This is a genomic window from Martelella alba (assembly GCF_005217455.1).
Taxonomy (GTDB): Bacteria; Pseudomonadota; Gammaproteobacteria; order Enterobacterales; family Enterobacteriaceae; genus Acerihabitans.
The window spans coordinates 124,423-150,768 of sequence record NZ_SZPQ01000001.1 but is presented as its reverse complement, the minus strand read 5'-3'; the positions used below and the strand labels follow the sequence as shown (position 1 = coordinate 150,768).

General features: G+C 58.6%; 22 protein-coding genes and 2 tRNA genes. 2 read left to right on the top strand and 22 right to left on the bottom strand.

Annotation, left to right across the window (positions count from 1 at the left end):
* Positions 1–38: 38 nt before the first annotated feature.
* The 16 genes from pnp to FCN80_RS00640 all read right to left on the bottom strand — a co-directional run bounded on the left by pnp (position 39) and on the right by FCN80_RS00640 (position 18,077).
* On the bottom strand, positions 39–2,156 hold the full coding sequence (pnp, locus tag FCN80_RS00715) for a polyribonucleotide nucleotidyltransferase (protein WP_136987902.1): 2,118 nt from the start codon (positions 2,154–2,156) through the stop codon (positions 39–41).
* Between the two features lie 239 nt (positions 2,157–2,395).
* Positions 2,396–2,665, bottom strand: a complete 270-nt coding sequence (gene rpsO / locus FCN80_RS00710; RefSeq protein ID WP_136987901.1) for a 30S ribosomal protein S15 — start codon at positions 2,663–2,665, stop codon at positions 2,396–2,398.
* Positions 2,666–2,782: 117 nt separating this feature from the next.
* Positions 2,783–3,730, bottom strand: a complete 948-nt coding sequence (gene truB / locus FCN80_RS00705) for a tRNA pseudouridine(55) synthase TruB (protein WP_136987900.1) — start codon at positions 3,728–3,730, stop codon at positions 2,783–2,785.
* Positions 3,730–4,134 carry a 30S ribosome-binding factor RbfA gene (rbfA, locus tag FCN80_RS00700; protein WP_136987899.1) on the bottom strand — a complete coding sequence of 135 codons (405 nt, stop codon included), beginning with the start codon at positions 4,132–4,134 and terminating at the stop codon, positions 3,730–3,732. Before rbfA ends, truB begins: the two co-directional genes overlap by 1 nt.
* A gap of 101 nt (positions 4,135–4,235) precedes the next feature.
* On the bottom strand, positions 4,236–6,956 hold the full coding sequence (gene infB, locus FCN80_RS00695; RefSeq protein ID WP_136987898.1) for a translation initiation factor IF-2: 2,721 nt from the start codon (positions 6,954–6,956) through the stop codon (positions 4,236–4,238).
* A 25-nt stretch (positions 6,957–6,981) separates the two neighbouring features.
* Complete coding sequence (gene nusA, locus FCN80_RS00690; RefSeq protein WP_136987897.1) at positions 6,982–8,469, bottom strand: transcription termination factor NusA; 1,488 nt, start codon at positions 8,467–8,469, stop codon at positions 6,982–6,984.
* A 21-nt stretch (positions 8,470–8,490) separates the two neighbouring features.
* Positions 8,491–8,943, bottom strand: a complete 453-nt coding sequence (gene rimP, locus FCN80_RS00685) for a ribosome maturation factor RimP (RefSeq protein WP_136987896.1) — start codon at positions 8,941–8,943, stop codon at positions 8,491–8,493.
* A gap of 216 nt (positions 8,944–9,159) precedes the next feature.
* Positions 9,160–9,236, bottom strand: a tRNA-Met gene (locus FCN80_RS00680).
* 173 nt (positions 9,237–9,409) lie between these two features.
* Positions 9,410–10,846, bottom strand: a complete 1,437-nt coding sequence (locus FCN80_RS00675; RefSeq protein WP_136987895.1) for an N-acyl-D-amino-acid deacylase family protein — start codon at positions 10,844–10,846, stop codon at positions 9,410–9,412.
* A 74-nt stretch (positions 10,847–10,920) separates the two neighbouring features.
* A complete protein-coding gene (locus tag FCN80_RS00670) occupies positions 10,921–11,862 on the bottom strand; it encodes a dihydrodipicolinate synthase family protein (RefSeq protein WP_136987894.1) in 942 nt (313 codons plus the stop codon).
* Between the two features lie 17 nt (positions 11,863–11,879).
* A complete protein-coding gene (locus FCN80_RS00665) occupies positions 11,880–12,557 on the bottom strand; it encodes a GntR family transcriptional regulator (protein ID WP_136987893.1) in 678 nt (225 codons plus the stop codon).
* On the bottom strand, positions 12,554–13,513 hold the full coding sequence (locus tag FCN80_RS00660; protein WP_136987892.1) for a 5-oxoprolinase subunit C family protein: 960 nt from the start codon (positions 13,511–13,513) through the stop codon (positions 12,554–12,556). The genes FCN80_RS00665 and FCN80_RS00660 overlap by 4 nt, the downstream gene beginning before the upstream one ends.
* Positions 13,513–14,229, bottom strand: coding sequence for a 5-oxoprolinase subunit PxpB (gene pxpB, locus FCN80_RS00655; RefSeq protein WP_136987891.1), 717 nt, complete (start codon positions 14,227–14,229; stop codon positions 13,513–13,515). Before pxpB ends, FCN80_RS00660 begins: the two co-directional genes overlap by 1 nt.
* Positions 14,226–15,227: an ABC transporter ATP-binding protein gene (locus FCN80_RS00650; RefSeq protein ID WP_136987890.1), complete on the bottom strand. Its 1,002-nt coding sequence runs from the start codon at positions 15,225–15,227 to the stop codon at positions 14,226–14,228. Before FCN80_RS00650 ends, pxpB begins: the two co-directional genes overlap by 4 nt.
* On the bottom strand, positions 15,208–16,911 hold the full coding sequence (locus FCN80_RS00645; RefSeq protein ID WP_230492412.1) for an ABC transporter permease subunit: 1,704 nt from the start codon (positions 16,909–16,911) through the stop codon (positions 15,208–15,210). The genes FCN80_RS00650 and FCN80_RS00645 overlap by 20 nt, the downstream gene beginning before the upstream one ends.
* A gap of 116 nt (positions 16,912–17,027) precedes the next feature.
* Complete coding sequence (locus tag FCN80_RS00640; RefSeq protein WP_136987889.1) at positions 17,028–18,077, bottom strand: ABC transporter substrate-binding protein; 1,050 nt, start codon at positions 18,075–18,077, stop codon at positions 17,028–17,030.
* Positions 18,078–18,197: 120 nt separating this feature from the next.
* On the opposite strand from FCN80_RS00640, the gene FCN80_RS00635 reads away from it, so the two are divergent.
* Both FCN80_RS00635 and FCN80_RS00630 read left to right on the top strand, forming a co-directional pair.
* A complete protein-coding gene (locus FCN80_RS00635; protein WP_136987888.1) occupies positions 18,198–18,974 on the top strand; it encodes a LamB/YcsF family protein in 777 nt (258 codons plus the stop codon).
* Between the two features lie 115 nt (positions 18,975–19,089).
* Positions 19,090–20,295, top strand: coding sequence for a pyridoxal phosphate-dependent aminotransferase (locus FCN80_RS00630; RefSeq protein WP_136987887.1), 1,206 nt, complete (start codon positions 19,090–19,092; stop codon positions 20,293–20,295).
* 278 nt (positions 20,296–20,573) lie between these two features.
* Here FCN80_RS00630 and FCN80_RS00625 read toward each other — a convergent pair.
* The 6 genes from FCN80_RS00625 to rlmE form a co-directional block, all read right to left on the bottom strand.
* Positions 20,574–20,660: transfer RNA gene (locus FCN80_RS00625), tRNA-Leu, on the bottom strand.
* Between the two features lie 73 nt (positions 20,661–20,733).
* Complete coding sequence (gene secG / locus FCN80_RS00620) at positions 20,734–21,066, bottom strand: preprotein translocase subunit SecG (RefSeq protein WP_136987886.1); 333 nt, start codon at positions 21,064–21,066, stop codon at positions 20,734–20,736.
* Between the two features lie 196 nt (positions 21,067–21,262).
* On the bottom strand, positions 21,263–22,594 hold the full coding sequence (gene glmM / locus FCN80_RS00615) for a phosphoglucosamine mutase (protein WP_230492439.1): 1,332 nt from the start codon (positions 22,592–22,594) through the stop codon (positions 21,263–21,265).
* Complete coding sequence (gene folP, locus FCN80_RS00610) at positions 22,594–23,439, bottom strand: dihydropteroate synthase (RefSeq protein WP_136987884.1); 846 nt, start codon at positions 23,437–23,439, stop codon at positions 22,594–22,596. Before folP ends, glmM begins: the two co-directional genes overlap by 1 nt.
* A 169-nt stretch (positions 23,440–23,608) precedes the next feature.
* Positions 23,609–25,555, bottom strand: coding sequence for an ATP-dependent zinc metalloprotease FtsH (gene ftsH, locus FCN80_RS00605; RefSeq protein WP_306767820.1), 1,947 nt, complete (start codon positions 25,553–25,555; stop codon positions 23,609–23,611).
* Between the two features lie 46 nt (positions 25,556–25,601).
* On the bottom strand, positions 25,602–26,243 hold the full coding sequence (gene rlmE, locus FCN80_RS00600) for a 23S rRNA (uridine(2552)-2'-O)-methyltransferase RlmE (protein ID WP_230492411.1): 642 nt from the start codon (positions 26,241–26,243) through the stop codon (positions 25,602–25,604).
* Between the last annotated feature and the right edge of the window lie 103 nt (positions 26,244–26,346).

Genomic DNA, 26,346 nt, shown 5'->3' with positions numbered 1-26,346 from the left:
AGTAAAGTAATAATACTCTTTAATTGTTATCGTGCCGATTATTCTACTTCAGGTACAGCCGCATCCTGGCCGGAAACGGTCGCTTCTTTGATGCTCAAGCGAATACGTCCCTGACGATCGACTTCCAGAACCTTCACCGGTACTTCCTGACCCAATTGCAGATAATCAGCCACTTTTTCCACGCGCTTGTCGGCAATCTGGGAAATATGCACCAAACCTTCCTTGCCGCCGCCAATGGCGACAAAGGCGCCGAAATCGACAATTCGGGTAACTTTACCATTATAGACCCGGCCCACTTCAATTTCAGCGGTAATCTCTTCGATACGACGAATGGCGTTGCGTGCCTTTTCGCCGTCGGTGGCGGCAACCTTGACCGTGCCGTCGTCATCGATTTCGATGGTCGTGCCGGTTTCTTCGGTCAATGCGCGGATAACCGAACCGCCTTTACCGATAACATCCTTGATTTTGTCGGGGCTGATCCGGATGGTATGGATACGCGGCGCGAATTCGGAGATATCGCCGCGAGGCGCATTAATGGCTTGTTCCATCACGTTCAGGATATGCAGCCGGGCGCCTTTCGCCTGGTTCAACGCCACCTGCATGATTTCGCGGGTGATGCCTTCAATTTTGATATCCATTTGCAGCGCGGTAACGCCGTCGCGGCTGCCGGCCACTTTGAAGTCCATATCCCCGAGATGATCTTCGTCGCCGAGGATATCCGACAACACCACAAAGTTATCGCCTTCCTTTACCAGCCCCATCGCGATGCCGGCGACCGCCGCCTTGATGGGCACCCCGGCGTCCATCAGCGCCAGAGACGCGCCACACACCGATGCCATGGAAGAAGAACCATTGGATTCGGTGATTTCCGACACGACCCGGACCGTATAGGGGAATTCGGCGGCTTTCGGCATCACGGCCAGCACGCCGCGTTTCGCCAGACGGCCGTGACCGATTTCACGGCGTTTCGGCGAACCCACCATACCGGTTTCGCCCACGCAGTACGGAGGGAAATTGTAATGCAACAGGAAACGATCGGTACGCTCGCCGGTCAGTTCATCGATATTCTGAGCGTCGCGTTCCGTGCCGAGGGTGGCGGTGACCAGCGCCTGGGTTTCACCGCGGGTGAACAGCGCCGAGCCATGGGTGCGCGGCAATACGCCGGTACGGATATCCAGCGCGCGGACCATGTCCTTCTCGCGCCCGTCGATGCGGGGTTCCCCGCGCAGTACACGGCTGCGCACCACGGTTTTTTCCAGGCTGCCCAGCAAATCGAGGATTTCACCTTCATTGAGGGTTTCATCCTGAGCCAGCAGGGTGGCGACCACCTCCGCCTTGATGGCATCCACTTCGGCGTAGCGCTGCTGTTTCTCGGTAATGCGATAGGCGTCGCCCAAGCGGCCTTCGGCCAGGTCCGCCACCCGGGATTTCAGCGACAGGTTTTCCGGCGCCGGCTGCCAGTCCCAACGCGGTTTGCCCGCTTCGGCGACCAGCGCGTTGATATTCTGGATAACCACTTGTTGCTGTTCATGGCCGAACACCACCGCGCCCAGCATTTCGTCTTCGCTTAACAGTTGCGCTTCGGATTCCACCATCAGCACGGCGTTGGACGTCCCGGCCACCACCAGGTCCAGCTTGCTGTCCGCCAGTTCCGCCTGGGTCGGGTTGAGAACATACTGGTTATTGATATAGCCGACGCGCGCCGCGCCGATGGGACCGTTAAACGGAATACCGGACAGGCTCAGCGCGGCGGACGCGCCTATCATGGCCACGATATCCGGGCTGACCTGCGGGTTCACGGAAACCACCGTCGCGATGACTTGCACTTCATTGAAGAAGCCTTCGGGAAACAGCGGGCGGACCGGCCGATCGATCAGGCGGGAAATCAGGGTTTCACCTTCACTGGGACGGCCTTCACGGCGGAAGAAACCGCCCGGAAAACGGCCGGCCGCATAGGTGCGCTCCTGATAATTCACTGTCAACGGAAAAAAGTCCTGGCCTTGTTTGGCTTGTTTGACGCCTACCACGGTCACGAATACCGCGGTGTCATCCATGCTGGCCATCACCGCCGCGGTGGCCTGACGCGCCATCATGCCGGTTTCGAGCGTTACGGTATGTTGTCCGTATTGAAATTTGCGTACGATCGGATTTAGCAAAATAGTTTCCTTATTTCAGGACGGTTCCTCGCCGGTAACCGCCGTTGAGTCATTGATCTTCTTTTGCATCCTCGCGACTAATGAGAAGCTTTGCCCGTGGAAAAAAGCTTCTCATTAGCCGCGCGAATCTCAGCAGCGGAAGATTCCTTCATGGCAAAAATAACTGACATAGAACAATTATTATTGCCTACTAGCAGAAAGGGGCCAAACGAGGCCCCTTTCTACCAAATCTGTCTGGTTTAGCGACGCAGGCCCAGGCGCTCTATCAAGCTGGTGTAACGCGCGACATCCTTACCCTTCAGGTAGTCAAGCAGCTTACGACGCTGAGACACCATCCGCAGTAGGCCACGGCGGCTGTGGTGATCTTTTTTATGTTCCGCAAAATGACCCTGTAAATGGTTGATTTGAGCGGTCAAAAGAGCAACCTGCACCTCGGTGGAACCGCTGTCTTGGGCATTCCGGCCGAAATCGCTAACGATTTTTGCTTTAGCTTCAACGCTTAGAGACATTATAACACTCCAAAATTATTGTGAAACACACAGGCGCCGATCTCTAATTCAGCAACCCAATTAATAAGCCGCGCTATTCTACTCTCAGTGCGGCGGAATCGCAAGGCGCGAGCGGGTTTAACCGCGATCTTCCGCCACCAGCCGGCGCGGCGCGATGCGGCCCGGTCCAATGATTTCACCCACGCCGAAAAACCGCCGCGCCGGCCCTTCGGTCAGACGAACCAACGTGGCGTCGCCCGGCATGGCATCCAACGGCGCCGTTACCGTTTGTCCCTGGCGGGCACAACCGGCGGCGACGGGCGGCAAGTTGACTTCCGGCATGGCGGCCACCGCGCTGTCCATCGGCAACAGCAGCCGGTCCAGCGCGGCCGGTCCGCCGTCGGGGCAATCCGCCCCGGCCAGCGTTTGCAACTGCGCCAGGGTCACCATACGCTCGGCGGGATAACCGGCGACGGACAGGCGGCGCAGCATGGCCACATGGGCGCCGCAACCCAGCATTTCGCCCAAATCGTCGATAACGGTGCGAATATAGGTTCCCTTGGAACAGTGGATTTCCAGCTCGAGACAGTCGCCGTCCCAGCGGATCAAATCCAGCCGGTACAGGGTAATCGGCCTGGCTTCCCGCTCGACCACAATGCCCTTGCGCGCATACTCGTACAGCGGCCGCCCTTGATGTTTAAGCGCCGAGTACATGGAAGGCACCTGCAAGGTTTCCCCGCGAAAACACTGTAACGCCTGCTCCAGCCGATCCCGGTCGAACGCCACCGGCCGTTCGCTCACAACAGTACCCTCGGCGTCCGACGTGTCGGTGCGTTGACCGAGCCGGGCAATGACCCGATAGCATTTATCGGCGTCCAGCAAGTGCTGGGAGAATTTGGTGGCTTCTCCGAGACAAATGGGCAACATGCCGGTGGCCAGCGGATCGAGCGCGCCGGTGTGGCCGGCCTTGTTGGCCTGATACAACCGTTTGACCTTTTGCAGCAGATCGTTGGAAGACAAGCCTTGCGGCTTGTCCAGCAGTACGATGCCGTTAATGTCGCGGCCGCGACGACTCGGGCGCCCCATCAGTCTTCCCGATCCTCGTCCCGCCCCGTTTCGTGGCGGCGGGCGCGGTCGTTTTGCACTACCCGGCTGACCAGGTTGGACATCCGCATACCTTCCACCAGCGAGTTATCATAGGCAAAAGTCAATTCCGGAACGACCCGCAGGCGCATGGCTTTGCCGAGCAGACTGCGGATGAACCCCGACGCATCCTGCAAGGCGGTGACGCCGGCTTTGATTTGCGCGGGTTCATTATCGTTGAGAAAGGTCACGAAGACTTTGGCGTAAGCCAGATCGCGCGAGACCTCAACCCCGGAAACCGTCGCCATGCCCACCCTGGGATCCTTGATTTCGCGTTGCAGGATGATGGCAATTTCTTTTTGCATCTCCTGCGCGACGCGTTGGGTACGGCTGTATTCTTTAGCCATGATAACTTCTCCAGACAAAACAGGGGGCAAAATGCCCCCTTGGATACACCACCGACGCAGCCGGGCGCGACTTGACGTCACAACCGGCGCGGTCCGGCATTTTAGGCGATAGTGCGCTGTATCTCGACGGTTTCGAAAACTTCGATAACATCGCCCGGACGGACGTCGTTATAGTTTTTCACGCCGATACCGCATTCCATGCCGTTGCGCACTTCGTTGACATCATCTTTGAAACGACGCAGCGATTCCAACTCGCCTTCGAAGATCACCACGTTCTCGCGCAGCACCCGAATGCGGTTATGGCGCTTGACCACGCCTTCGGTCACCATACAGCCGGCAATGGCGCCGAACTTCGGCGAGCGAAAGACATCGCGGACTTCGGCCAGGCCGATGATTTCCTGCCGGTATTCCGGCGTCAGCATGCCGCTCATGGCCTGTTTGACTTCATCAATCAGATCATAGATGACCGAGTAATAGCGTAGATCCAGGTTTTCCGCTTCAATGACCCGCCGCGCGGAGGCATCGGCACGGACATTGAACCCGAGGATAATGGCGTTGGACGCCGCCGCCAGCGTGGCATCGGTTTCAGTGATGCCGCCGACGCCCGACCCGACAATCTTGACCTTGACTTCCGCCGTGGACAAGCCTTCCAGCGCATCGCCGATGGCCTCAACCGAGCCCTGGACATCCGCTTTCAGCACGATGTTCAGTTCGGATGTTTCCCCCTCGGTCATATTGGCGAACATGTTTTCCAGCTTGGACTTCTGCTGGCGCGCCAGTTTGACTTCACGGAATTTGCCCTGGCGGTACAGCGCCACTTCACGGGCTTTCTTCTCATCCCGCACGACCGTGGCTTCGTCACCGGCCGCCGGCACCCCTGACAGACCGAGAATTTCCACCGGAATAGACGGGCCGGCGGAGGAGACTTCCCGCCCCAGTTCATCCCGCATCGCGCGGACCCGGCCGTACTCGAAACCACAGAGGACGATATCGCCTTTATTGAGCGTCCCTTCCCGAACCAGCACGGTGGCCACCGGGCCTCGGCCTTTGTCGAGGAAGGATTCGATAACCACCCCGCTTGCCATGCCGGCGCGGATGGCGTTCAGTTCGAGCACTTCCGCCTGTAGCAAAATGGCGTCCAGCAATTCGTCGATACCGACGCCGGATTTGGCCGACACGTTCACAAACTGGCTATCGCCGCCCCATTCTTCCGGAATGACGCCATATTGGGTCAGCTCGTTTTTGACCCGGTCCGGATCCGCTTCCGGTTTGTCTATCTTGTTCACCGCCACCACCACCGGTACCTTGGCGGCCTTGGCGTGCTGTATGGCCTCGATGGTCTGCGGCATCACGCCGTCATCGGCGGCCACCACCAGCACCACAATATCCGTGGCCTGCGCGCCGCGGGCGCGCATGGCAGTAAAGGCCGCATGCCCCGGGGTATCCAGGAAGGTGATCATGCCGTTCTCGGTTTCCACATGGTAGGCGCCGATATGCTGGGTGATGCCGCCCGCCTCGCCGGCCGCGACCTTGGTGGAGCGAATATAGTCCAGCAGCGACGTCTTGCCGTGGTCGACATGGCCCATGATGGTTACCACCGGCGCGCGGGGTTCGGCCGCCACCCCGGTGTCGCGGTCGCTCATGACCATTTCTTCCAGTTCGTTTTCGCGACGCAGGATCACTTTATGGCCCATTTCCTCGGCCACCAGCTGCGCGGTTTCCTGGTCGATGACCTGATTGATGGTCGCCATGGCGCCCAGCTTCATCATCGCCTTGATAACCTGCGAGCCTTTCACCGCCATCTTGTTGGCCAGTTCCGCCACCGTAATGGTCTCGCCGATGACCACATCGCGGTTAACGACCTGGGCGGGCTTATTGAAACCCTGTTGCAGCGTACTGGGTTTACGCTTGCCCTTGCCGCCGCGGGTGACGGCGCGGGCTTCTTCGCGATCGGCCTTGGATTCCGACAGACGGCTGGTCTTTTTCTGCTTGGTGGCCTTGCCGCCGCGCGTCCGGGCGCGGCGCTCGCCTTCAACCTTGCGATCGTTTTCATCTTCCGCCTCGCGGGCATGGTGCGAGGTAGTGACATGATAATCGCTGTCGTCGTCATCGCTTTCCTGCGTATCGTCCAGCCACTTATCGCCATTTTCTTCAGCCATGCGCCGTGCTTCCTCGGCAGCGCGGCGGGCATTTTCTTCGACCTTGCGACGCGTTTCCTCTTCCGCCTTGCGTCTGAGCTCGGCGGCCTCGGCTTCACGGCGGGCTTTTTCGGCCGCCTGTGGTGACTTGGTCATATGATTGGTCTGCTGGTTGGTCAATTTTTCGTTATCCGCTGCGGTATGCTTTGCTTGTTCAGCGGCCTCACGCCTGGCCTTTTCTTCAGCCGCGCGTTTTGCTTTTTCCTCGGCTTCGCGTTTGGCTTTTTCAGCGGCTTCCTGCTGCGCCCGCTCACGCTCTTGCGCTTCGCGAAGGGCCAGCTCTTCCGCCTCACGTTTAGCCTGCTCTTCCGCTTCCGCCTGTTCAGCAGACTGCGAATCGCGTTGCACATAAGTCCGTTTTTTACGCACTTCAATTTGTACAGATTTACTTTTACCGCCGGTACTCGGAATATTCAAGGTACTGCGCGTTTTACGCTGCAACGTCAGCTTATTCGGCGCGTTGCCGCGTTCGCGATTCAGGTACGCCAATAATGTTTGTTTCTCATGCTGGGTCACAGAATCCGCCGCGGTCTTATCGATTCCAGCATCAGCAAACTGCTGTACCAGGCGATCGACCGGAGTCTGAATTTCTGCGGCGAGCGATTTTACGGTTACATCTGTCATGCTGTTCCTTTCCTGCTACAGTTTATTACGCGTTGTCGCCAAACCAACAGATATTACGGGCGGCCATAATGAGTTCACCGGCCTTTTCGTTACTCAGCCCTTCAATATCCGACAGGTCATCGACACCCTGTTCGGCAAGATCTTCCAGCGTACAAACACCGCGCGCCGCCAGCTTGAACGCCATACTCCGCTCAAGCTGCGGCAAATTAAGCAGGTCTTCAGCCGGCTTGCCACCGCCGCGAGTCTCTTCTTGCGCCAAGGCGAGCGTCGTCAGCGCGTTTTTCGCCCGTTCACGCAGCGCTTCCACCGTTTCTTCGTCAAGCCCTTCGATTTCCATCAATTCCTGCATCGGGACATAGGCGAGTTCTTCCAGCGAGGAGAAACCTTCCTCTACCAGCACGGTGGCAAACTCTTCATCAATATCCAGATATTTGGTGAATATATCGATGGCGGCATGGGCTTCGGCCTGATGTTTCGCCTGCAAATCCTCGACGGTCATCACATTCAATTCCCAGCCGCTGAGCTGGGAAGCCAGACGGACATTTTGTCCATTTCGGCCGATGGCCTGGGCGAGGTTGCCGGATTCCACCGCGATATCCATGGTGTGCTTATCTTCATCGACCACAATGGAGGCGACATCGGCGGGGGCCATGGCATTGATCACGAACTGGGCCGGATTATCGTCCCACAGTACGATATCAATTCGCTCGCCGCCCAGTTCGCTGGATACCGCCTGAACGCGCGCGCCCCGCATGCCCACGCAGGCTCCGACCGGATCGATGCGCTTATCGTTGGTTTTCACGGCGATTTTCGCGCGGGACCCCGGATCGCGGGCCGCGGCTTTAATTTCAATCACTTCTTCGCCAATTTCCGGCACTTCAATGCGGAACAGCTCAACCAGCATCTCGGGGCGCGAGCGGCTGACGAACAACTGGGCTCCGCGGGCTTCGGGACGCACGGCATAAAGCACGCCGCGGACACGGTCGCCGGGACGGAAGTTCTCACGGGGCAGCATATCCTCGCGGCCGATGATCGCTTCAGCGTTATTACCCAGGTCAAGACTGATGTTATCGCGGTTGACCTTTTTTACCACGCCGGTGACGATTTCGCCTTCATGCTGGCGGAACTGTTCCACCACCATCGCGCGTTCGGCCTCGCGCACTTTCTGGACAATAACCTGTTTTGCGGTCTGGGTGGTTATCCGATCGAAAGCCACCGACTCGATCTGGTCTTCCACATACCCGCCCAGTTCCGAGCTAGGATCCTCGAAGCGGGCGGCTTCCAGGGTAATCTCGCGGGTCGGCAGCGTAACGTCTTCAACGATGAGCCACCGACGGAACGTATCGAAATCGCCGGTCTTGCGATCGATACTGACGCGAACCTCGATTTCCTGTTCGTATTTTTTCTTGGTCGCCGTCGCCAGCGCGGTTTCCAAAGCTTCAAAAATCTTTTCGCGAGGAACGGCTTTTTCATTGGAAACTGCTTCAACAACAGCCAGAATTTCTTTGTTCATCCTAGTTGCCTCATTAAAACGTTAAAAGTGGGGTACCAGGTTCGCTTTCTGGATATTGCTCAAAGCGAACGTTTCGTCTTTTCCTTCCACCGTCACCGTGATCATCTCGCCGTCAACCGTTTTAATGACTCCCTGCCACTTGCGACGATTCTGTGTGGCAATACGCAATACCACGCTGACTTCCTCGCCAATAAACCGAGTATAGTGCGCGGCGGTAAATAACGGGCGATCGAGGCCCGGCGATGAGATTTCGAGGCTGTAAGCCACGGTAATCGGATCCTCGACATCCAGTACCGCGCTGACCTGGTGGCTGACATCAGCGCAATCATCGACAGTAACACCCTCATCGCTATCGATATAGATACGCAACGTCGCCTGGCGCGCGCGGATAAATTCGATCCCCACGAGCTCGAAGCCCAGGGCCTCCACCGGCGCGCTCAGCATCTCCGTCAACTTTTGCTCTAATGTGGACAAGCCTACCCCCAAGACATAAAAAAAGGGCTAATCAGCCCAGTAGTTCTATCGTTAAATAACAAAAAACCCCGAAAATTCGGGGCTTTTTTCGACTGGGACCCTGTAAGCCGAGACCGGCTTAACAACATTCCAAAGAATCTTTTTTCAAACTCCGCTGCGAAAAAACCATCACGATGCTTAACGACAGTATATTTGAAAAAGAACTCTAAGGGAATGTGGTTGCGGGGGCCGGATTTGAACCGACGACCTTCGGGTTATGAGCCCGACGAGCTACCAGGCTGCTCCACCCCGCGTCTGAAATCGTTGCGAATACTACGCTGATACCAGCGAAAAAGCAAGTTAACATTATGTTAGAAAAGGCGGTTCGACATCGACCGCTGAAAAGGGAATACCCCACGGAGAGTCAGGATAACGCCAGACAGGCCGTTGTGACGAGATAGCGCCACAACGGCCGCCCGTGACGCCGCTAAACCCGTCTTAAAACACGCCCCGCATCCTGTCGCAGAATGTTGCCGTCGGCATAGGCCAACCGGCCGTTCACCCAGACTTTTTCGATACCCTCGGCTCGAGTACGGGGCTCGGCGAAACTGGCGCCGCTTCGCACCGTTTCAGGATTAAACAGCACAAGATCGGCATAATGGCCCGGCGCTATTCGCCCCCGGCGTTCAATTCCCAGTTCGCCCGCCGCCAGGCCGCTCATTTTATGCACCGCCGTGTGGAGCGGAAACAGACCCAGCTCACGACTGTAATGGCCCAAGACCCGGGGGAATGTACTCCATAATCGCGGATGGGGATGCTTATCATGCGGCATCCCGTCCGACCCTATCATCGTGGGAGGGAACGCTAGAATACGCCGCACATCCTGTTCGTCCATCATGAAATAAATGGCGCCGGCCGGCATGAGTTTGCGCGCCGCGTCTTCGGGGCTGAGATCCCAGGTTCTGGCGATATCCTCCAGCGATTGGCCGGCCAATTCGGGGTAAGGCTCGGACCAGCTCACCATGACTTTCGCCGCTCTGGCGATAAAGGCCGGATTAAGCGTGGTTGAAGACGCGTTATAGGGATAACAGTCCAGCGATACCGGCTGGCGCGTTCTGGCGGCCTGGATACTGGCCAGCGTCTCCACCGAGCGGCCGTGATTTTTAATCCCGGCCAGCTTGTGATGGGAAATCAGCACGCGCACGCCCAGTCGCCGGCCTATCTCATAGGTTTCCTCAAGGGAATCGAGCACGGCTTCCGCTTCATTGCGCATATGCGTGGCGTATAGAGCACGGTAGCGCGCCAAGGGTTCGGCCACCGCCACAATTTCATCCGGATCGGCGGCTTGTGCCGCTGGATAGAAGGTGCCGGTTGAAAAGCCGAATGCGCCGGCGGCGAGCGAGTCTTCCAATAATTCGCGCATCCGCGCGCACTCGGCGTCAGTGGCCTTGCGCGTCAAAGGCCCCGTCATGACGCTGGCGCGCAAAGTGGTATGTCCCACCAAACAAGCGGCATTCACGGCAATGCCGCGGGTCTCCAGTTCGGCCAGGTAATCGGCGAAGCGCGGGAAACGCAGCCATTCCGGCGCGGCGATCAAGTCCAGCGGCGCCGGTATGTCCTTTATGTCGGCGGGGGCCAGGCTCAATCCGCAGTTACCGGTGATAACCGTGGTGACGCCCTGCGACAACTTGGCGTCCATCATGCCGGCCATCAGCAGCGCCCGATCGTCATGGGTATGCACATCGATAAAGCCCGGCGCCAGCGCCAAGCCGCGGACATCGGTTTCCCTGGAGCCGACAAGCACGCCAGGCGGCGCCACCGCCCTGATATATTCGTCTTCAATAGCGATATCGGCGATGCCCGGCGGGCGATCGTCCCCATCAAAAATCAATGCATTACGAATTATGAGCTTTTCATTTTCCATATTGTCTTCCGTCGCTATCGTCCATCACTCCGCCGCCGCCACGCATCGCGCCTTTGCGCCGGCCCAGGGTTAAATCAGTCCGCCAGCCCCTGTTCCCGCAGTTTGCGCGGCAATCGCGCCATTAATGCGGTCAATTCCGCCAGATCAATCTTATCCAGCACCGGACCGGGTTGGCGTACCGCGGCGCTTTTGATGACGCCGCGCCGCCGCAGCGCTTCCTTACGTAACCCCAGGCCGATACCGTACTGAAATTCATGGCGCAACAACGGCAAATAGCAGTCGAAGATGTCTTCGCCGCGGCCCGGATCTCCCTGGGCATACGCGCGACAGACCTGGACCAGCATTTCCGGCCAGGCGAAACCGGTCATGGCGCCGTCCGCGCCGCGCGCCAGTTCTTGCGGCAAGAACAGACCGCCGTTGCCCACCAGTACGCTGATGCGACGTAGCCCCCGCGCGGCGCTTTGATCGCGCAATTGACTGAGTTTGCGCATGCCCGGTAAATCCTCATGTTTGAGCATCACCAGTTGCGGCAACGCGTCGATAAGCCGCAAGATGACCGGCACCGAGGTATGCACTTTTGTCGCCTGGGGAAAATCCTGCAAACACAGGGGAATATCCCGCCCCAGGCTCTTTGCGACGGTGAGGAAATAGCCCTCTACCTGAGGATCGGTCACCAGGTTCGGCCCCGGCGCCAGCATTACGCCGGCCGCGCCCAGCTCCATGGCGGTTTTGGCCAGCCGTTCCACATGCCTATGGGAGGCGTGGCTAACGCCCACGACCACCGGGACCCGTCCGCCCACCCGTTTAAGCACCCGCCGCATAAAAACCAATGCTTCGTCTTCAGTCAATTTGTGCGCTTCGCCCATCATGCCCAGGATGGTGATGCCGTTGACGCCCTTTTCAAGATAAAACTCGGTGAGACTGTCGGCACTGGCCAAATCCAGTTCCCCCTGGTCGGTAAACGGCGTGGCGGAAATAATATAAACACCGGTGGCTTGTTCATTAAGCGTGTTCATGTCACCCCATGGTCCTGTCAAATAGTGGTGAATCGCGCCACGATGCCGGCGCGAGCCTGAGTAAGGTGGTGGACCATCGCGTCACGGGCGCCTCCGGCATCCTGGGCGCGAATCCGCTCCATGATAGCGATGTGTTCCTGGCAACCGGGGTCGAACCTGGCCGGCGTGCCATTCTGGTCGAAAGTCCGCGCTTTGATGCGCAAATCGAAAATCATGCGTTCGAGCATGGCGTTGCCGCAATGGGCCGCCACGGTCAAATGCACCAGATTATCAATGCGGTGGTTTTCCAGGGCGGAGAAATTGCGTGCCTGGCGATGCGCGATCAATGCGCTGATAACCGACTCGGCCTGCTCGCCGGGCATCCGGTTGGCGGCGGCCGCCGCCGCCTCCCCTTCCAGCAGAATACGCAACTGAAGAATTTCCAGGTATTCCCGCAACGTCGGCTCTTTGACGATTAACTGCCCGCGCCCCACCCGCGTGGCGAACCCGCCGCCCACCAGCCGACTGAACGCCTCGCGCAGCGGTGTGCGGGAAACGCCCAATGCCGCCGCCAGTGTGCGTTCCTGTAGCGGGACATTGGTGGGGATACGCCCCAATTGGATCATTTCCAATAAGCGCCGGTAGGTTTCTTCGGTCAGATCCGGCGTCGCGGCATTGCGTAACAGACTTTCCACGCCGGTGTGTGTTTCAGTCATATCCAGTTCACTTCTGTTGATTGAATAGATTTCAGACAAGCGGCGATGCCCTCTTGCAAACGCCTCCAACGCGCCAGTCCTTCCTCGGCGTCAACCGCCCGGAACCCCAGCCCCTGTCCCGGGCGCAACTGCCCCACCCGGGGGAATTCCGCGCCGATGAGAGTGGCTATTTTCGGGTAGCCGCCGGTCGTCTGGCGATCATGCAAGGCGAGGATCGGCTGCCCGTTACCCGGCACCTGGATGCTGCCGGGCACCACCGCATCGGATACCATATCCGCGCCCTGGCGATGCGCCAGGGCGGGGCCGGCCAGGCGGTAGCCCATCCGGTCCGCCTGCATACCGATGCGATAACGCCCGTGGAAAAACGTGTAAAGCGCCGTGGCGGTGAACGCGTCCTGCTGCGGTCCCGGCACCACGGCCAACGGACCGGCGCCGTAGAACGGCGTCAAAAGCGCATGGGGGCAATGCCGGCGGCCGATACCGGTATCCCGGCCCAGGGGCAACCTGTCGCCCTTCATCAGCGCTCGCCCCCGCCAACCGCCCAGCGCGGCGCGGGTTAGGGTTGCGCGGCTGCCCATGACCGGCGCGACATCCACCCCGCCGGCCACGGCCAGATACGCGCGCAGGCCGCGCTGCACCCGGCCGAGCACCAGTTCGCAACCGGCCGGCAGCCGATGTCCGGTCCAAGGGGCGAGCAACCGGCCATCCGCCTGTGCCTCCAGGGCGCCGCCCACGCACAACAGGCACTCGCCGCCGCCGATACGGTAGCGGCCGCCATGCGCGGTCAACTCCAAAGCCGCGCAGTCCGGCGTATTGCCCACTACCGCATTGGCCAGCCGGAACGCGATAGCATCCATCGGCCCGGAAGCGGGTACGCCGAGATGGGCGAACCCACGGCGACCGCTGTCTTGCACAGTGGTGAACACCCCGGGGGAAAGCACCTCCAGCCAAGCCATCACGCGGCCTCCGGCGCGGGCAACCAATCGGGCGACGCGCAATCGTCCGCCAGCCGGCTGAAATCCCCGGCCGAAATGGGGTCGAAACGGATTTCATCACCTGGCCGAAATAGGCAGGCCTGTCGGCGGGCCGGGTCGAAAGTACGCCACGGCGTGCGGCCAATCAAATGCCAGCCGCTGGGTCCCGGTACCGAGCTCACGGCGGTTTGCTGACCGCCGATGTTGATGCTGGAGGCCGGCGTCATCCCCCGCGGGGATAACCGGCGCGGTGTGTGCAACGGGACCGGCAGGCCGCCGAGATAGGCGAAACCAGGCAGAAATCCCACCATATAGACCCGGTAAGACGCGCCGCTATGCAGTGCAATCACCTGCTCCGGCGTCATCCGGTGGCATTGGGCCAGCGCCGCGAGGTCCTCTCCATACTCGCCGCCATAGCAAACGGGCACCCGCCAGCGGCGACGGGATATCGGCCGGCCGCAGGACAGATTGAGCCGTGCTGAAACCTGTTCGCACAAGGCGTTATAGGCTACCGTCAACGGATCGAAAACCACCGTCAAGGAGCGGTAAGTGGGGATGATTTCCTCCACGCCCGTCAGCCCGTCCAGCGCCGCGGCCAATTGCAACACTCGCGCGTTGAGGCGATCCTCGATACGATCGCCGAACTCGATCAGTAGCGCCTGCTCGCCGACGGCGACGAAGCGGGGATAGTCGTTCACGCCGGCTCCTTGAAATGTAAGGCATGCTCCCCTTGAAAGCCGAAGATCACTGTCTGTCCGGGAGTACGCGCATCCTGCGGCAAATCCACCGGGGCATACGCCACCAGATGTTGCCCCTGATGTTCAAGGAGCAGTTTCCAGTGCAACCCACAGAATGTCGCCATAACGATATTGCCCTGATAACGGTGGCGCGCATCAGGACTGATATCGCCGATCTGGAGATGCTCGGGCCGGATGCCCACCACCTCCGCGCCGTCCCAGGCCAGAAAATTGCATTCGCCGAGAAAACCGGCGACGAAGCGATTGGCCGGCCGCCGATACAGGGTTTGCGGCGTACCGTCGGCCACAATGGCGCCTTTGTCCATGATAATGATCCGATCAGAAAGATGCATGGCTTCTTCCTGATCGTGGGTCACGAACACGATGGTCAGCCCCAAATCCCGATGCAATTGTTTGATTTGCAGTTGGATGGACTGGCGAAGATGCTTATCCAAGGCCCCGAGCGGCTCGTCCATCAACAGAATATCCGGATTGAAAACCAGCGCCCGCGCCAACGCGGTACGCTGCTGCTGGCCGCCGGATAACTCACCGGGCAGACGCCGGCGATAGGCTTCCATGCTTACCAGCGCCAGCGCCTCGCTCACCCGTTTCTCGATATCCGCCGACGCCAATCGGCGCATACGCAGCGAAAACGCCACATTCTCGAACACGGACATATGCGGAAAAAGCGCATAATTCTGGAATACCATACCAATATTGCGATCGGCAATGGGCGCGCGGGTTACATCCTTACCGGCGATGCGCACATTCCCCCGATCGGGCTGCTCAAAGCCGGCTATCACTTTGAGTAAGGTGGTTTTACCGGAGCCGGAGGCGCCCAGCAGCGTGCAGAACTCGCCACGCGCGACGCTCAGATCGATGCCGGGCAGCGCTACGGTGGGCCCGTAGGTTTTACGGATCGCGCTTAGCGCCACGTCTTTACCTTGCAACTGCCGCATGTTTGCCTCCATTACGTTTTAACAAGCCTTGGATGACCAGCATACCCGCCGTGGCGGCGATCAATACGCAAGAGGCCGAAATTACCGTGGGATCAAAATCAAACGCCAGTCCTTCGTACATAAGTTTCGGCAAGGTCCGGTTGCGAACGGTGGTCAGGAATAACGCCATGACGACATCATCGAAAGAAGTGACGAAAGCAAATACCGCGCCGGCCAGTATGCCGGGAATCAGCGCCGGCAACATCACCCGCCGGAACATCTGCCAGGGTCCGGCGCCAAGGCTATAGGCCGCCAGTTCCAGGTTGGGATCGAAACCTTTCAAGGCCGCGCACAGGGTAATGAATGTGTAAGGGACCGCCAGCACGGTATGGCCCAGCACCAGGGCGAAGGAATCATCAATGATCCCCCAAGGCCCGCACAGATAATACAGCGCCACCGCGGTGATAATGGAAGGCACCGACATCGGCACGATAAACAGCATTTCCAGCCAGCCTTTGCGGGACGAACGCCACTTGTGAATTCCCAGCGCGGCGAGGGTCCCCAGGGCCATTGACAGCAGGGTAACCATCAGTCCGACCTGAACGCTTTGCCCCAACGCCGCCATCCATTTGTGTTCGGTGAAGAAATTGACGTACCAATGCACACTGTAGGCCGCCGGCGGAAAAGTCGGGTATCTGGCGGCGTCGAAGCTCATGGGTATAACGATAACAATGGGCAAAACGAGAAAAACCGCCACCAGCGCGCCGATTCCGGCGCCGATGCGCCCGCCGCCGCTGCGCCGCGCGGCGGCGGCCTGGCTGCCTTTGCCGTTGGTTCCCGTCATCAGTTTATCCAGGCCGAACAGCCGATTGAACAACCAGAGCGAGGCCAGGGTCGTCACCAGCAATACGCACGCCAGCGCCGCGGCGATGCCCCAGTTCAGTTCGTCGGTGATATTGTGGGAGATCAGTTCCGCCACCATGCGCTGCGCCGGCCCCCCCATCAGCGATGGCGTAATGTAATAGCCCACCGCGTTCATGAAAACGATAATGGCGCCGGCCACCACGCCGGGACGGGTCAACGGCAGTATCACCCGCGTAAAAAGCCCCAGGGAATCCGCGCCGAGGCTTTGCGCCGCTTGCAGCAAAGAACGGTCCAGCGACCGAAAAGAGGAATAAAGCGGCAAAACCACGAACGGCATCAATACATGCACCATGCCGATAAACACGCCGGTGAAATTATACAAAAATGCCACCGGATGGTCGGTGATATGCACCGTCAACAGCAGTTTATTGAGCGGGCCGTTTTGTTGCAGCAGTGCTATCCAAGCCGATGTGCGCACCAGGGCGCTGGACCAGAAGGGCAGTAAAACCGCGAAAAACAGCACCCTGGCCGTACTCCGGCGCACAGACGCCATCAACCAGGCCAGAGGATAGCTCAGAACGATACACCCCGCGGTCACCGCCAAAGCGATAATCACGGTATTTTCCAACGCGATGCGGTAAATCGGGGTGTTCCATAAATGCCTGTAGTTTTCCAGGCTGAAATGGCCGTGCGTCAGGAAACCCTGCTTAAGCAGTCCGGCGATGGGCCAGACAAAAAACAGCAGTAAGAAGAGCGATAACGGCAGCGTCGCCAGCATGGCCAATGTCGGCCACCTCGGCCGCCGTAACGCGATGAATTCGTCAGTCAACGTCGTTGCCACCTTATAGACTTCCTTTGAGGCGGCTGCGGACGACAACGCCGCAGCCATATCGCCATAGCCCCGCGAGCACCGGTACCCAAGCCGATGCCGTCCCTCTGCCCGCGGGCGTGCCGCCATTATTGGGCGCGCACCTGGTTGTAGCGCTCGATGATCGCCGGGCCGTTTTTATCCCACCAGCTTGCATCCATAAATAGCGTGTTCTTCAACCGGTCGGGAGTGGAAGGCAAACGTTGCTTGCGCGCATCATCGATATACGGCATGGCTTGGCTTGTGGTCGGACCGTAGGCGATGTATTTGCTAAATTCGGCCTGATGTTTGGGGTCAATGATGTAATTAAGCAATTTCAGCGCCGCATCGCGGTTATGGGCGCCTTTGACCAGCGCGAAGTACCCCACCTGGGCTATCGAGTTATCCCAGGACATTTTGATGGGCACGCCGGCATCGATACCCGCCTGGAAACGTCCGTTCCAGCCCAGCGCCATCACCACTTCGCCGCTGGCCAGCGCCTGTACCGGCTCCGCGCCGCTCCTCCACCATTTGGTGACATAGGGTTTAATCTTTTTGATTTGGTTCATGGCGCGATCGACGCCCTCGGGCGTGCTTAATGTCTTGTAGACATCTTCGGGCTTGACGCCGTCGGCAATCAGCGCCGCCTCGATAACCGTCGCGGGTTCATCCTGCAAGGTCCGTTTACCGGGAAACTTCTTGACGTTCCAAAAATCTGCAAAAGTTTTTGGCTGCGGTTTCCCATCCGGGAACGCGGTGGTGGAGTAGCCGATAAGCGTGGAAAAAATTTCCGATGGAACACCGTAGTCATTACGCGCGCCGGGAATGACGTGTTGCTGATTGACCATTGCCGGAGTGATCTTCTCAAAAACGCCCATTTTGATGCCACGCATCAAGCGGGAACTGTTTTCGGTGACCACATCCCAGGAAACGGTGTGGGTATCCTGCATGGCTTTTAATTTACTGACCTGCGGATCGGTATCTTCCACGACATCAATACCGGTTTCCTGGCTAAAAGGTTTAAGCCAGGCTTGCCGAATGGCGTCCTGATAAGCGCCGCCCCAACTGGCGAAGTATAACTCCTGCGCGCGCACGGACAGGCTAAGGCTCATGGTCAACAGGCCCAATGTCAGACAGCCTGCTTTCAACAATGGTTTCATCGGCTCACTCACTCCTTATTTAAACATGCGCTACGCTTGCCAACACGTAGCCGGGGGAACTTCATCATTTGGCATTCTCATTGCATGCATTTGGTATACCAACTATGTCTGGAGAGAACTATGCAAGAAGTGGACCTGAATTCAGACCTGGGCGAAAGTTTTGGCCAATTCGTCGTCGGCAATGACGACGCCATGCTGGACGTGGTGACGTCGGCCAATGTCGCCTGCGGCTTTCATGCCGGCGATGCGCTGGTCATGCATCGCACCGTGGAAAACGCCAAGGCGCGAGGCCTTGATGTGGGCGCGCACCCCGGTTTTATGGATTTATGGGGTTTTGGCAGGCGCGCCATTACCGGCACTCCGCCAGGAGATATCGGTAAAACCGTGATTTATCAATTGGGCGCCATGCAGGCGGTGGCGCGCGCCTGCGGGCACATCATGACCCATGTGAAGTTGCATGGCGCCATGGCGACCCAAGCGTTCACTGACCCTGCGTTATCCGAAGCGATTGTGAACGCGATTCGCGCCGTGGATCGGGACCTGATTTTGGTGACTACGCCCCATAACGCAACGGAATACGCGGCGCGCCAGGCGGGATTGCGCGTGGCCTGCGAGGTTTTCGCCGATCGCAGTTACGGTGAAAACGGTCTGACATTACCGCGCCATTTGCCGGACGCCGTGATCCACGACCCGGAACGCGCCGCCGAACGCGCCATGCAAATGATTGAAGAACAAGCCGTCCGCACCATAAGCGGCGTCAAAGTACCCATGCCGGTTCATACCCTATGCGTCCACGGCGATAACCCCCAGGGGGTGGCGATCGCCCGACGGTTGCGTGAAAGGCTGACCGATGCGGGCATTGCGCTGCGCCCGCTGAGTCAGTTACGTCATTTATAGGCCAGTGCGCTTAAAAGGCGCAAAGAATGGGCAATCATCTTGCATTTGCACCGCATTGCCCATCCTTCCCCCTCTTTTATTGCAAAGCGGAATATTAACGTCATCAAGGAGCTTTATGTCACATGAATTCATCGCCCCGCGCATGCGCCGGGTACGCCCGTCGCCCACTGCCGCCATTGCCGATCGGGTCAGAGATCTGCAAAACCAGGGCATCGAGATCATCAGCCTCGGTCTGGGCGAACTGGACTTCGATACGCCGCCGGCCATTTGCCAAGGGGCGATCGACGCCATCACCCGGGGCGAAACCAAATACACCGCGGTGGGCGGTACCGTCGCGCTGAAATCGGCCATCATCGGCAAATTCGCCCGTGATAACCATCTGGCGTTCCAGCCGGAGGAAATCATCGCCGGGGCCGGCGCGAAGCAATTGATTTACAATGCGTTGCAAACAACGCTTCATGCGGGTCTGGAAGCGATTATTCCCGCTCCGTACTGGGTTTCCTACCCTGATATGGTGGCATTGGCGGAGGGTCGCCCGGTCATCGTGCCCACTCGGGAACAAGACGGCTGGAAACTGACCGCCGACGCCTTATCGACGGCCATTACCCCCCATAGCCGCTGGCTCATATTGAATTCTCCGGCCAACCCTACCGGCGCCCTGTATCACCGGCACGAGTTGCAGGCGCTGGCGGAGGTGCTTTTGGCGGCGCCGCACATCCTTATTCTGTCCGATGATATCTATGAAGCGCTGCATTACGACGGCACCGCTTTCACTACCCTGGCACAGGTGGAACCCCGGTTGCGGCATCGGATTTTAACGGTGAACGGCCTGTCGAAGGGGTTTTCCATGACCGGTTGGAGACTGGGCTATGCGGCAGGGCCGGCATGGCTTATCAAGGCGATGACGATACTGCAATCGCAAAGTACATCCAACCCGAGCTCTCTGGCGCAGGCGGCGGCCGTCACCGCGCTGACGCAACCCGCTGACTTCCTTCCCGACTGGCTGACGACGCTTGATAAACGCCGCCGACGAATATTGGCCATGCTTGATGAGACGCCAGGACTTTGCGCCGCGCCGCCGCCGGCCGCATTTTACGTTTTTGTCAATTGCGGCCGCCTGCTGGAAAAACGTGCGCCCACCGGGCAATGGCTTGCCGACGATATCGCCGTCGCCGATTATCTGCTGACCCAAGCCCATGTCGCCGTTTTGCCCGGTTCGGCATTCGGCACGCCGGGCTATCTTCGCCTTGCTTACGCGTTGGATGATGAGTTGCTGGATATGGCCTGCCGCCGCATCACTGCCGCCTGCGCATTGCTTTAACGCGCAGAGGCGAAGAGCAAAGAAGAGACGTCCGATGGCGTCGCTTAGCGCGGTTCGACTGGCTGATGAGAACCAATGCCGGCGCGCGGCGAGACCCCTCTCAGGGCTTGTTTGGCGAGTTGACCGTTGAACAGGGCAGGACGCTGGCGCAGGACTGGCCGGCCTGACCCGGTGAACCGCCCCGCTTTCCCGGGAAAGTTAACAACAACGGGGTTGCTTATTATTCGCGGGATTCAGATAAAAAAATAGACGTTCAACGACGTCTATTCATTTGCTATTGGTACCGAGGACGGGACTTGAACCCGTAAGCCCAATCGGGCACTACCACCTCAAGGTAGCGTGTCTACCAATTCCACCACCTCGGCACAACATTGGGTAAATCCATTAATGTCGTCTGGCAGACATTAATGCTGGTGACGATAACGGAACGCCACCTCATTACTGCGGAATATCGCTACTGTTCTTCGCAGGCGCTTGCACAGGCGCTTTTTCCGCCGGTTGCGGCTGGCTCAGGTCGTCCCATTGGCTGCCTTTTTTGCTGTGATCGCCATTCAGGTTGCCCAGCACCAGGCTCAGGATAAAAAATAATGTCGCCAGCACAGCCGTCACGCGGGTCATGAAATTGCCTGAACCGCTGGAGCCGAACAAGGTGGCGGAAGCGCCTGCGCCAAAGGAGGCCCCCATATCGGCGCCTTTACCTTGTTGCAGCAGAATCAAGGCCACCAGCCCGACTGCCACCAACAGGAATATGACTAACAGAGCTTCATACATAATTGAAAATCCTTGCGGGTTTCTACCGCATGTTAAGCAATGGCGCCAGTCTCGACCACTAAAATCTCCGACTGAAGCGGGTCTGAATACTAACGAAAGCTTTGCGTACACGCAAGGGCAAATTTGGGCAACCCTACCGTTTGCGGAAAAAAACGCCAGACCGCCGATAATGCCCCGGATACGCCGGGGCCTGACCTCAGCCGGCGGCTTTCACCGCATCGGCTATCTGGTTGGCAAAAGACTCCACTTGCGCGCGATCTTCCCCTTCCACCATGACCCGAATCAAAGGCTCGGTGCCGGAGCGGCGCAATAACACCCGTCCCCGGCCGGCCAGGGCATTTTCCACGTCGGCCATCGCCTGCTTGACCAATACCGACTCCAGCGGATCGCCGCCGGTAAAGCGCACATTCACCAGGTTTTGCGGTAATAAGCGCATGCCGGCGCACAGCTCATGCAGCGTCATCCCGTTGCCAACCATGGCGGACAACACTTGCAAGCCGGCGATGATCCCGTCCCCGGTGGTGGTTTTGTCCAACAGAATGACATGCCCGGAATTTTCCGCGCCGATGCGCCAGCCTTTTTCCTGCATTTTTTCCAGCACGTAGCGGTCGCCCACCCTGGCGCGGACAAACGGTACGCCCAATTGCCGCAACGCCAGTTCGAGCCCCATGTTGCTCATCAACGTGCCGACCACGCCGCCGGTCAATTCGCCATGCTGCAATTTTTGCCGCGCGATGATGTAGAGGATCTGATCGCCATCCACTTTATTGCCCAGATGATCGACCATAATGACCCGATCGCCGTCGCCGTCGTAGGCGATGCCTAAATCGGCCTTTTCTTCCTGTACCCGGCGTTGCAATAGCCGCGTGTCCGTGGCGCCGCACTCCCGGTTGATGTTCATTCCGTCCGGCTGGCAGCCGATGGCCACCACGTCGGCGCCCAGCTCGCGCAAAACGCTGGGGGCGATATGATAGGTGGCACCATTGGCGCAATCCACTACGATTTTCAAGCCTTTCAGGCTGCTATTGCCGGGAAAAGCGCCTTTGCAGAATTCAATATAGCGGCCGGCGGCATCAACGATGCGGCTGGCCTTGCCCAGTTCGGCCGACTCGACGCACGTCAGGCTTTTTTCCAGTTCCGCTTCAATGGCGCGTTCCACTTCATCCGGTAATTTGGTGCCTTCAATGGAAAAGAACTTAATGCCGTTGTCGTAATAAGGGTTATGGGAAGCGGAAATCACGATCCCCGCCTCCGCCCGGAAGGTGCGGGTCAGATAGGCGATGGCCGGCGTCGGCATAGGGCCGGTAAAGGCCGCTGAAAGCCCCGCCGCCGCCAGTCCGGCCTCCAGGGCGGACTCCAGCATATACCCGGAGATGCGGGTGTCCTTGCCGATAATGATTTTCTTGGAGCCGTGACGGGCCAGCACTTTACCAGCGGCCCAGCCCAGTTTGAGGACAAAATCCGGGGTAATGGGGTTATCGCCCACTTTGCCGCGGATGCCGTCGGTTCCAAAGTATTTATGTTCAATCATACAAATAGGGATTCCTTCACAGAAAGGGTCGCTTCGACAATTCGCATCGCGTCCACCGTCTCCTTGACATCATGAACGCGGATAATGTTCGCCCCCTGCACGGCGGCGATAACCGCGCAAGTCACGCTGCCGATGGTGCGCTGGTCGGGGGGAACCCGAATCAACTCCCCCACCATGGATTTACGCGACATGCCCACCAGCAACGGCAGACCAAAGTGTCGGAAATCGCCCAAACGGGCCAGAAGACGGTAATTATGCTCCAGATTCTTGCCAAAGCCGAAGCCGGGATCGATCAAAAGGCGATTTTTGTCAATGCCCGCCGCCTGGCAATCGGCGATACGGCCGGCGAAATACCGATCCACCTCGGCCACGACGTCCTCATAGCGGGGCGCCGTTTGCATCGTCCGCGGCTCGCCCTGCATATGCATCAGACAAATAGGCAAACCACTGTCGCGCGCCGCCGCCATCGCTCCCGGCCCGTCAAGGGAACGGATATCGTTGATAAGATGCGCGCCGGCGGCGGCGCAGTCTCGCATCACCGCGGCCCGCGAGGTGTCCACGGAAATAAAGGCATCGAAACGCCGCGCCAGCGCTTCGACCACCGGCAAGACGCGATCCGCCTCTTGGTCGGGACCCACGGCCTGCGCGCCGGGGCGGGTGGACTCGCCGCCGACGTCGATAATGGTGGCGCCCGCGTCCAGCATTTCTTGGGCATGATACAAGGCCGCATCCAAACGCTGATATTTGCCGCCGTCAGAAAACGAATCGGGCGTGACATTGAGTATTCCCATGACGTTCGGCGTACCGAGATCAAGAATACGTTGCTTGACCTGAAGCTGCATGACTTAAGGGCCCTCTCAAACTGATCCTGGCCGGCTATTCTAGCAAAGGACGGCGGAAAAAACGGCCGCGCGTCCCGCATTCCGGCACAAATAAAAACCCCGGCGCTAGGGCCGGGGCAGATTTATCGTCGTACTGCCAGCGGACCGGAATTCGGCCCGCCGTTTGGCGTCATATCCGATTACCGAACTGCTCCGACAGGGTATTGCCGGGATTCGGGGTAGTGGGCTCATCCACCGGCGTCGGCGCTTTGGGGGTATTATTGTTGTCGGAAGAATGATTGCTGGCTGAATCATCCCAGCCAGCCGGCGGGCGCACGGCCTTACGGCCCATCAAATCGTCGATTTGCGGCGCATCGATGGTTTCGTATTTCATCAGGGCATCCTTCATGGAGTGCAGGATGTCCATGTTTTCCATCAACAGCGTCCGGGCGCGGGTGTAGTTGCGCTCAATGATCGATTTCACTTCCTGATCAATGATCCGCGCCGTTTCATCGGACATGTGCTTGGCCTTCGCCACCGAGCGGCCAAGGAACACTTCGCCTTCTTCCTCTGCATACAGCAACGGCCCGAGCTTCTCCGAGAACCCCCACTGGGTCACCATGTTACGGGCAATGGATGTGGCCACCTTGATGTCGTTCGAGGCGCCGGTAGACACCTTTTGCGGCCCGTAAATGATTTCTTCCGCCAAACGGCCGCCATACAAGGTGGAGATCTGGCTTTCCAGTTTCTGGCGGCTGGCGCTGATGGCGTCGCCCTCCGGCAGGAAGAAAGTGACCCCCAAGGCCCGGCCGCGGGGAATGATCGTCACCTTATGCACCGGATCATGCTCCGGCACCAACCGGCCGATAATGGCGTGACCCGCTTCATGATAAGCGGTGGATTCCTTTTGCGCCTCGGTCATGACCATGGAACGCCGTTCGGCGCCCATCATGATTTTGTCCTTGGCCTTTTCGAATTCCACCATGGACACCACGCGCTTGCTGCCGCGCGCCGCGAACAACGCCGCCTCGTTCACCAGGTTGGCCAAATCGGCCCCGGAGAATCCGGGCGTCCCACGCGCGATAACCGACGGGTCGATATCGCTCGCCAGCGGCACCCGGCGCATATGCACTTTAAGGATCTGTTCACGGCCGCGGACATCGGGCAGCCCCACCACCACCTGGCGGTCGAACCGGCCGGGGCGCAGCAAGGCCGGGTCAAGGACATCAGGCCGGTTAGTGGCCGCGATAACGATGATGCCCTCGTTGCCTTCAAACCCGTCCATCTCCACCAGCATCTGGTTCAGGGTTTGTTCCCGTTCGTCATGGCCGCCGCCCAGGCCGGCGCCGCGCTGGCGCCCCACCGCATCGATTTCATCGATAAAGATGATGCAGGGCGCGGCCTTTTTGGCCTGCTCAAACATATCCCGAACACGGGAAGCGCCGACGCCCACAAACATTTCCACGAAATCAGAACCGGAAATCGTGAAGAACGGCACCTTCGCTTCGCCGGCGATGGCTTTCGCCAGCAACGTCTTACCGGTCCCCGGCGGGCCGACCATCAGCACGCCTTTGGGGATTTTGCCGCCCAGTTTTTGGAAACGGCTCGGTTCGCGCAGGTAATCCACCAGTTCGCTGACTTCCTCTTTGGCTTCGTCACAGCCGGCCACATCGGCAAACGTCGTCTTAATCTGATCCTCGGTCAGCATTCGGGCCTTGCTTTTGCCGAAAGACATCGCCCCCTTTCCGCCGCCGCCCTGCATCTGCCGCATAAAGAAAATCCAAACACCTATCAGCAAAAGCATGGGGAACCAGGAGATAAAGATCGAGGCGAGCAGGCTGGGTTCCTCTGGGGGTTCACCGACCACTTTTACATTATGAGTCAGGAGGATATCCAGCAATTTGGGATCGTTGACGGGAATATAGGTGGTGTAGCGGTTGCTGTCTTTGCGGGTAACGGTAATCTCACGACCGTTAATCCGCGCTTCCCTAACCTGATCCTGATTCAGTTCTTGCATAAAGGTGGAGTAATCCACCTTGCGGCCATTGGACTCGCTGGGCCCGAAGCTCTGGAATACCGACATCAGCACGACTGCGATGACCAACCAAAGAATCAGGTTTTTCGCCATGTCACTCAAGGGATTAACCTCATTTTACAACGGTGTTAACAATTAGCGTAGGGTACTATATTTTGCGCCCCGTCGCCACAATGTACACTTCGCGCGATCGCGCGCGCGAAGCCTCTGGCTTACGAATCTTTACCTTCGTAAACAGGGAGCGTATTTCCCGCAGATATTCATCAAAACCTTCTCCCTGAAAGACCTTAACCAGAAAATTGCCGCCTGGTGCCAGCACGTCCCGGCACATATCCAAGGCCAGTTCAGCCAGATACATGGCCTTGGGAATATCCACTGCCGGGGTACCACTCATATTCGGCGCCATGTCAGACATGACGACCTGTACCTTTTGTTCGCCTACCCTTTCCAGCAGCGCCTTAAGCACAAGGGGATCGCGGAAATCGCCCTGCAGAAAATCTACGCCCACGATGGGGTCCATCGGGAGGATATCACAAGCGATAATACGCCCTTTTCCGCCGATTTGCGTGGCGACATACTGCGACCAACCGCCAGGGGCCGCGCCCAGGTCCACCACGGTCATATCCGGCCTGAAGAGACGGTCGCCTTGCTGTATTTCTTCAAGTTTAAACCAGGCACGGGAACGCAGTCCTTTTTTTTGTGCCTCAAGTACATATTTATCGCTAAAGTGTTCCTGGAGCCAGCGACTCGAGCTGCCGGAACGCTTTTTGGTCGTCATTTTATTTTCCAACTATCCTGAAAAAGGGCTTATTGTAGGATCGAGGCTCTCATGCGCCGGTTATAATCACGACCAATGTGGTGATAACTACGAGATGGCGGTAGAATGTGCCGTT

Bases quoted from the DNA above. Each gene is read 5' to 3' on its own strand.
- rbfA (WP_136987899.1), bottom strand. From the start codon at position 4,134: ATGGCTAAAGAATACAGCCGTACCCAACGCGTCGCGCAGGAGATGCAA.
- folP (WP_136987884.1), bottom strand. From the start codon at position 23,439: ATGCAGCTTCAGGTCAAGCAACGTATTCTTGATCTCGGTACGCCGAAC.
- infB (WP_136987898.1), bottom strand. From the start codon at position 6,956: ATGACAGATGTAACCGTAAAATCGCTCGCCGCAGAAATTCAGACTCCG.
- FCN80_RS00630 (WP_136987887.1), top strand. From the start codon at position 19,090: ATGTCACATGAATTCATCGCCCCGCGCATGCGCCGGGTACGCCCGTCG.
- FCN80_RS00675 (WP_136987895.1), bottom strand. From the start codon at position 10,846: ATGGAAAATGAAAAGCTCATAATTCGTAATGCATTGATTTTTGATGGG.
- FCN80_RS00635 (WP_136987888.1), top strand. From the start codon at position 18,198: ATGCAAGAAGTGGACCTGAATTCAGACCTGGGCGAAAGTTTTGGCCAA.
- rpsO (WP_136987901.1), bottom strand. From the start codon at position 2,665: ATGTCTCTAAGCGTTGAAGCTAAAGCAAAAATCGTTAGCGATTTCGGC.
- FCN80_RS00650 (WP_136987890.1), bottom strand. From the start codon at position 15,227: ATGCGGCAGTTGCAAGGTAAAGACGTGGCGCTAAGCGCGATCCGTAAA.
- FCN80_RS00670 (WP_136987894.1), bottom strand. From the start codon at position 11,862: ATGAACACGCTTAATGAACAAGCCACCGGTGTTTATATTATTTCCGCC.
- FCN80_RS00640 (WP_136987889.1), bottom strand. From the start codon at position 18,077: ATGAAACCATTGTTGAAAGCAGGCTGTCTGACATTGGGCCTGTTGACC.
- FCN80_RS00660 (WP_136987892.1), bottom strand. From the start codon at position 13,513: ATGGCTTGGCTGGAGGTGCTTTCCCCCGGGGTGTTCACCACTGTGCAA.
- truB (WP_136987900.1), bottom strand. From the start codon at position 3,730: ATGGGGCGCCCGAGTCGTCGCGGCCGCGACATTAACGGCATCGTACTG.
- secG (WP_136987886.1), bottom strand. From the start codon at position 21,066: ATGTATGAAGCTCTGTTAGTCATATTCCTGTTGGTGGCAGTCGGGCTG.
- nusA (WP_136987897.1), bottom strand. From the start codon at position 8,469: ATGAACAAAGAAATTCTGGCTGTTGTTGAAGCAGTTTCCAATGAAAAA.
- FCN80_RS00665 (WP_136987893.1), bottom strand. From the start codon at position 12,557: ATGACTGAAACACACACCGGCGTGGAAAGTCTGTTACGCAATGCCGCG.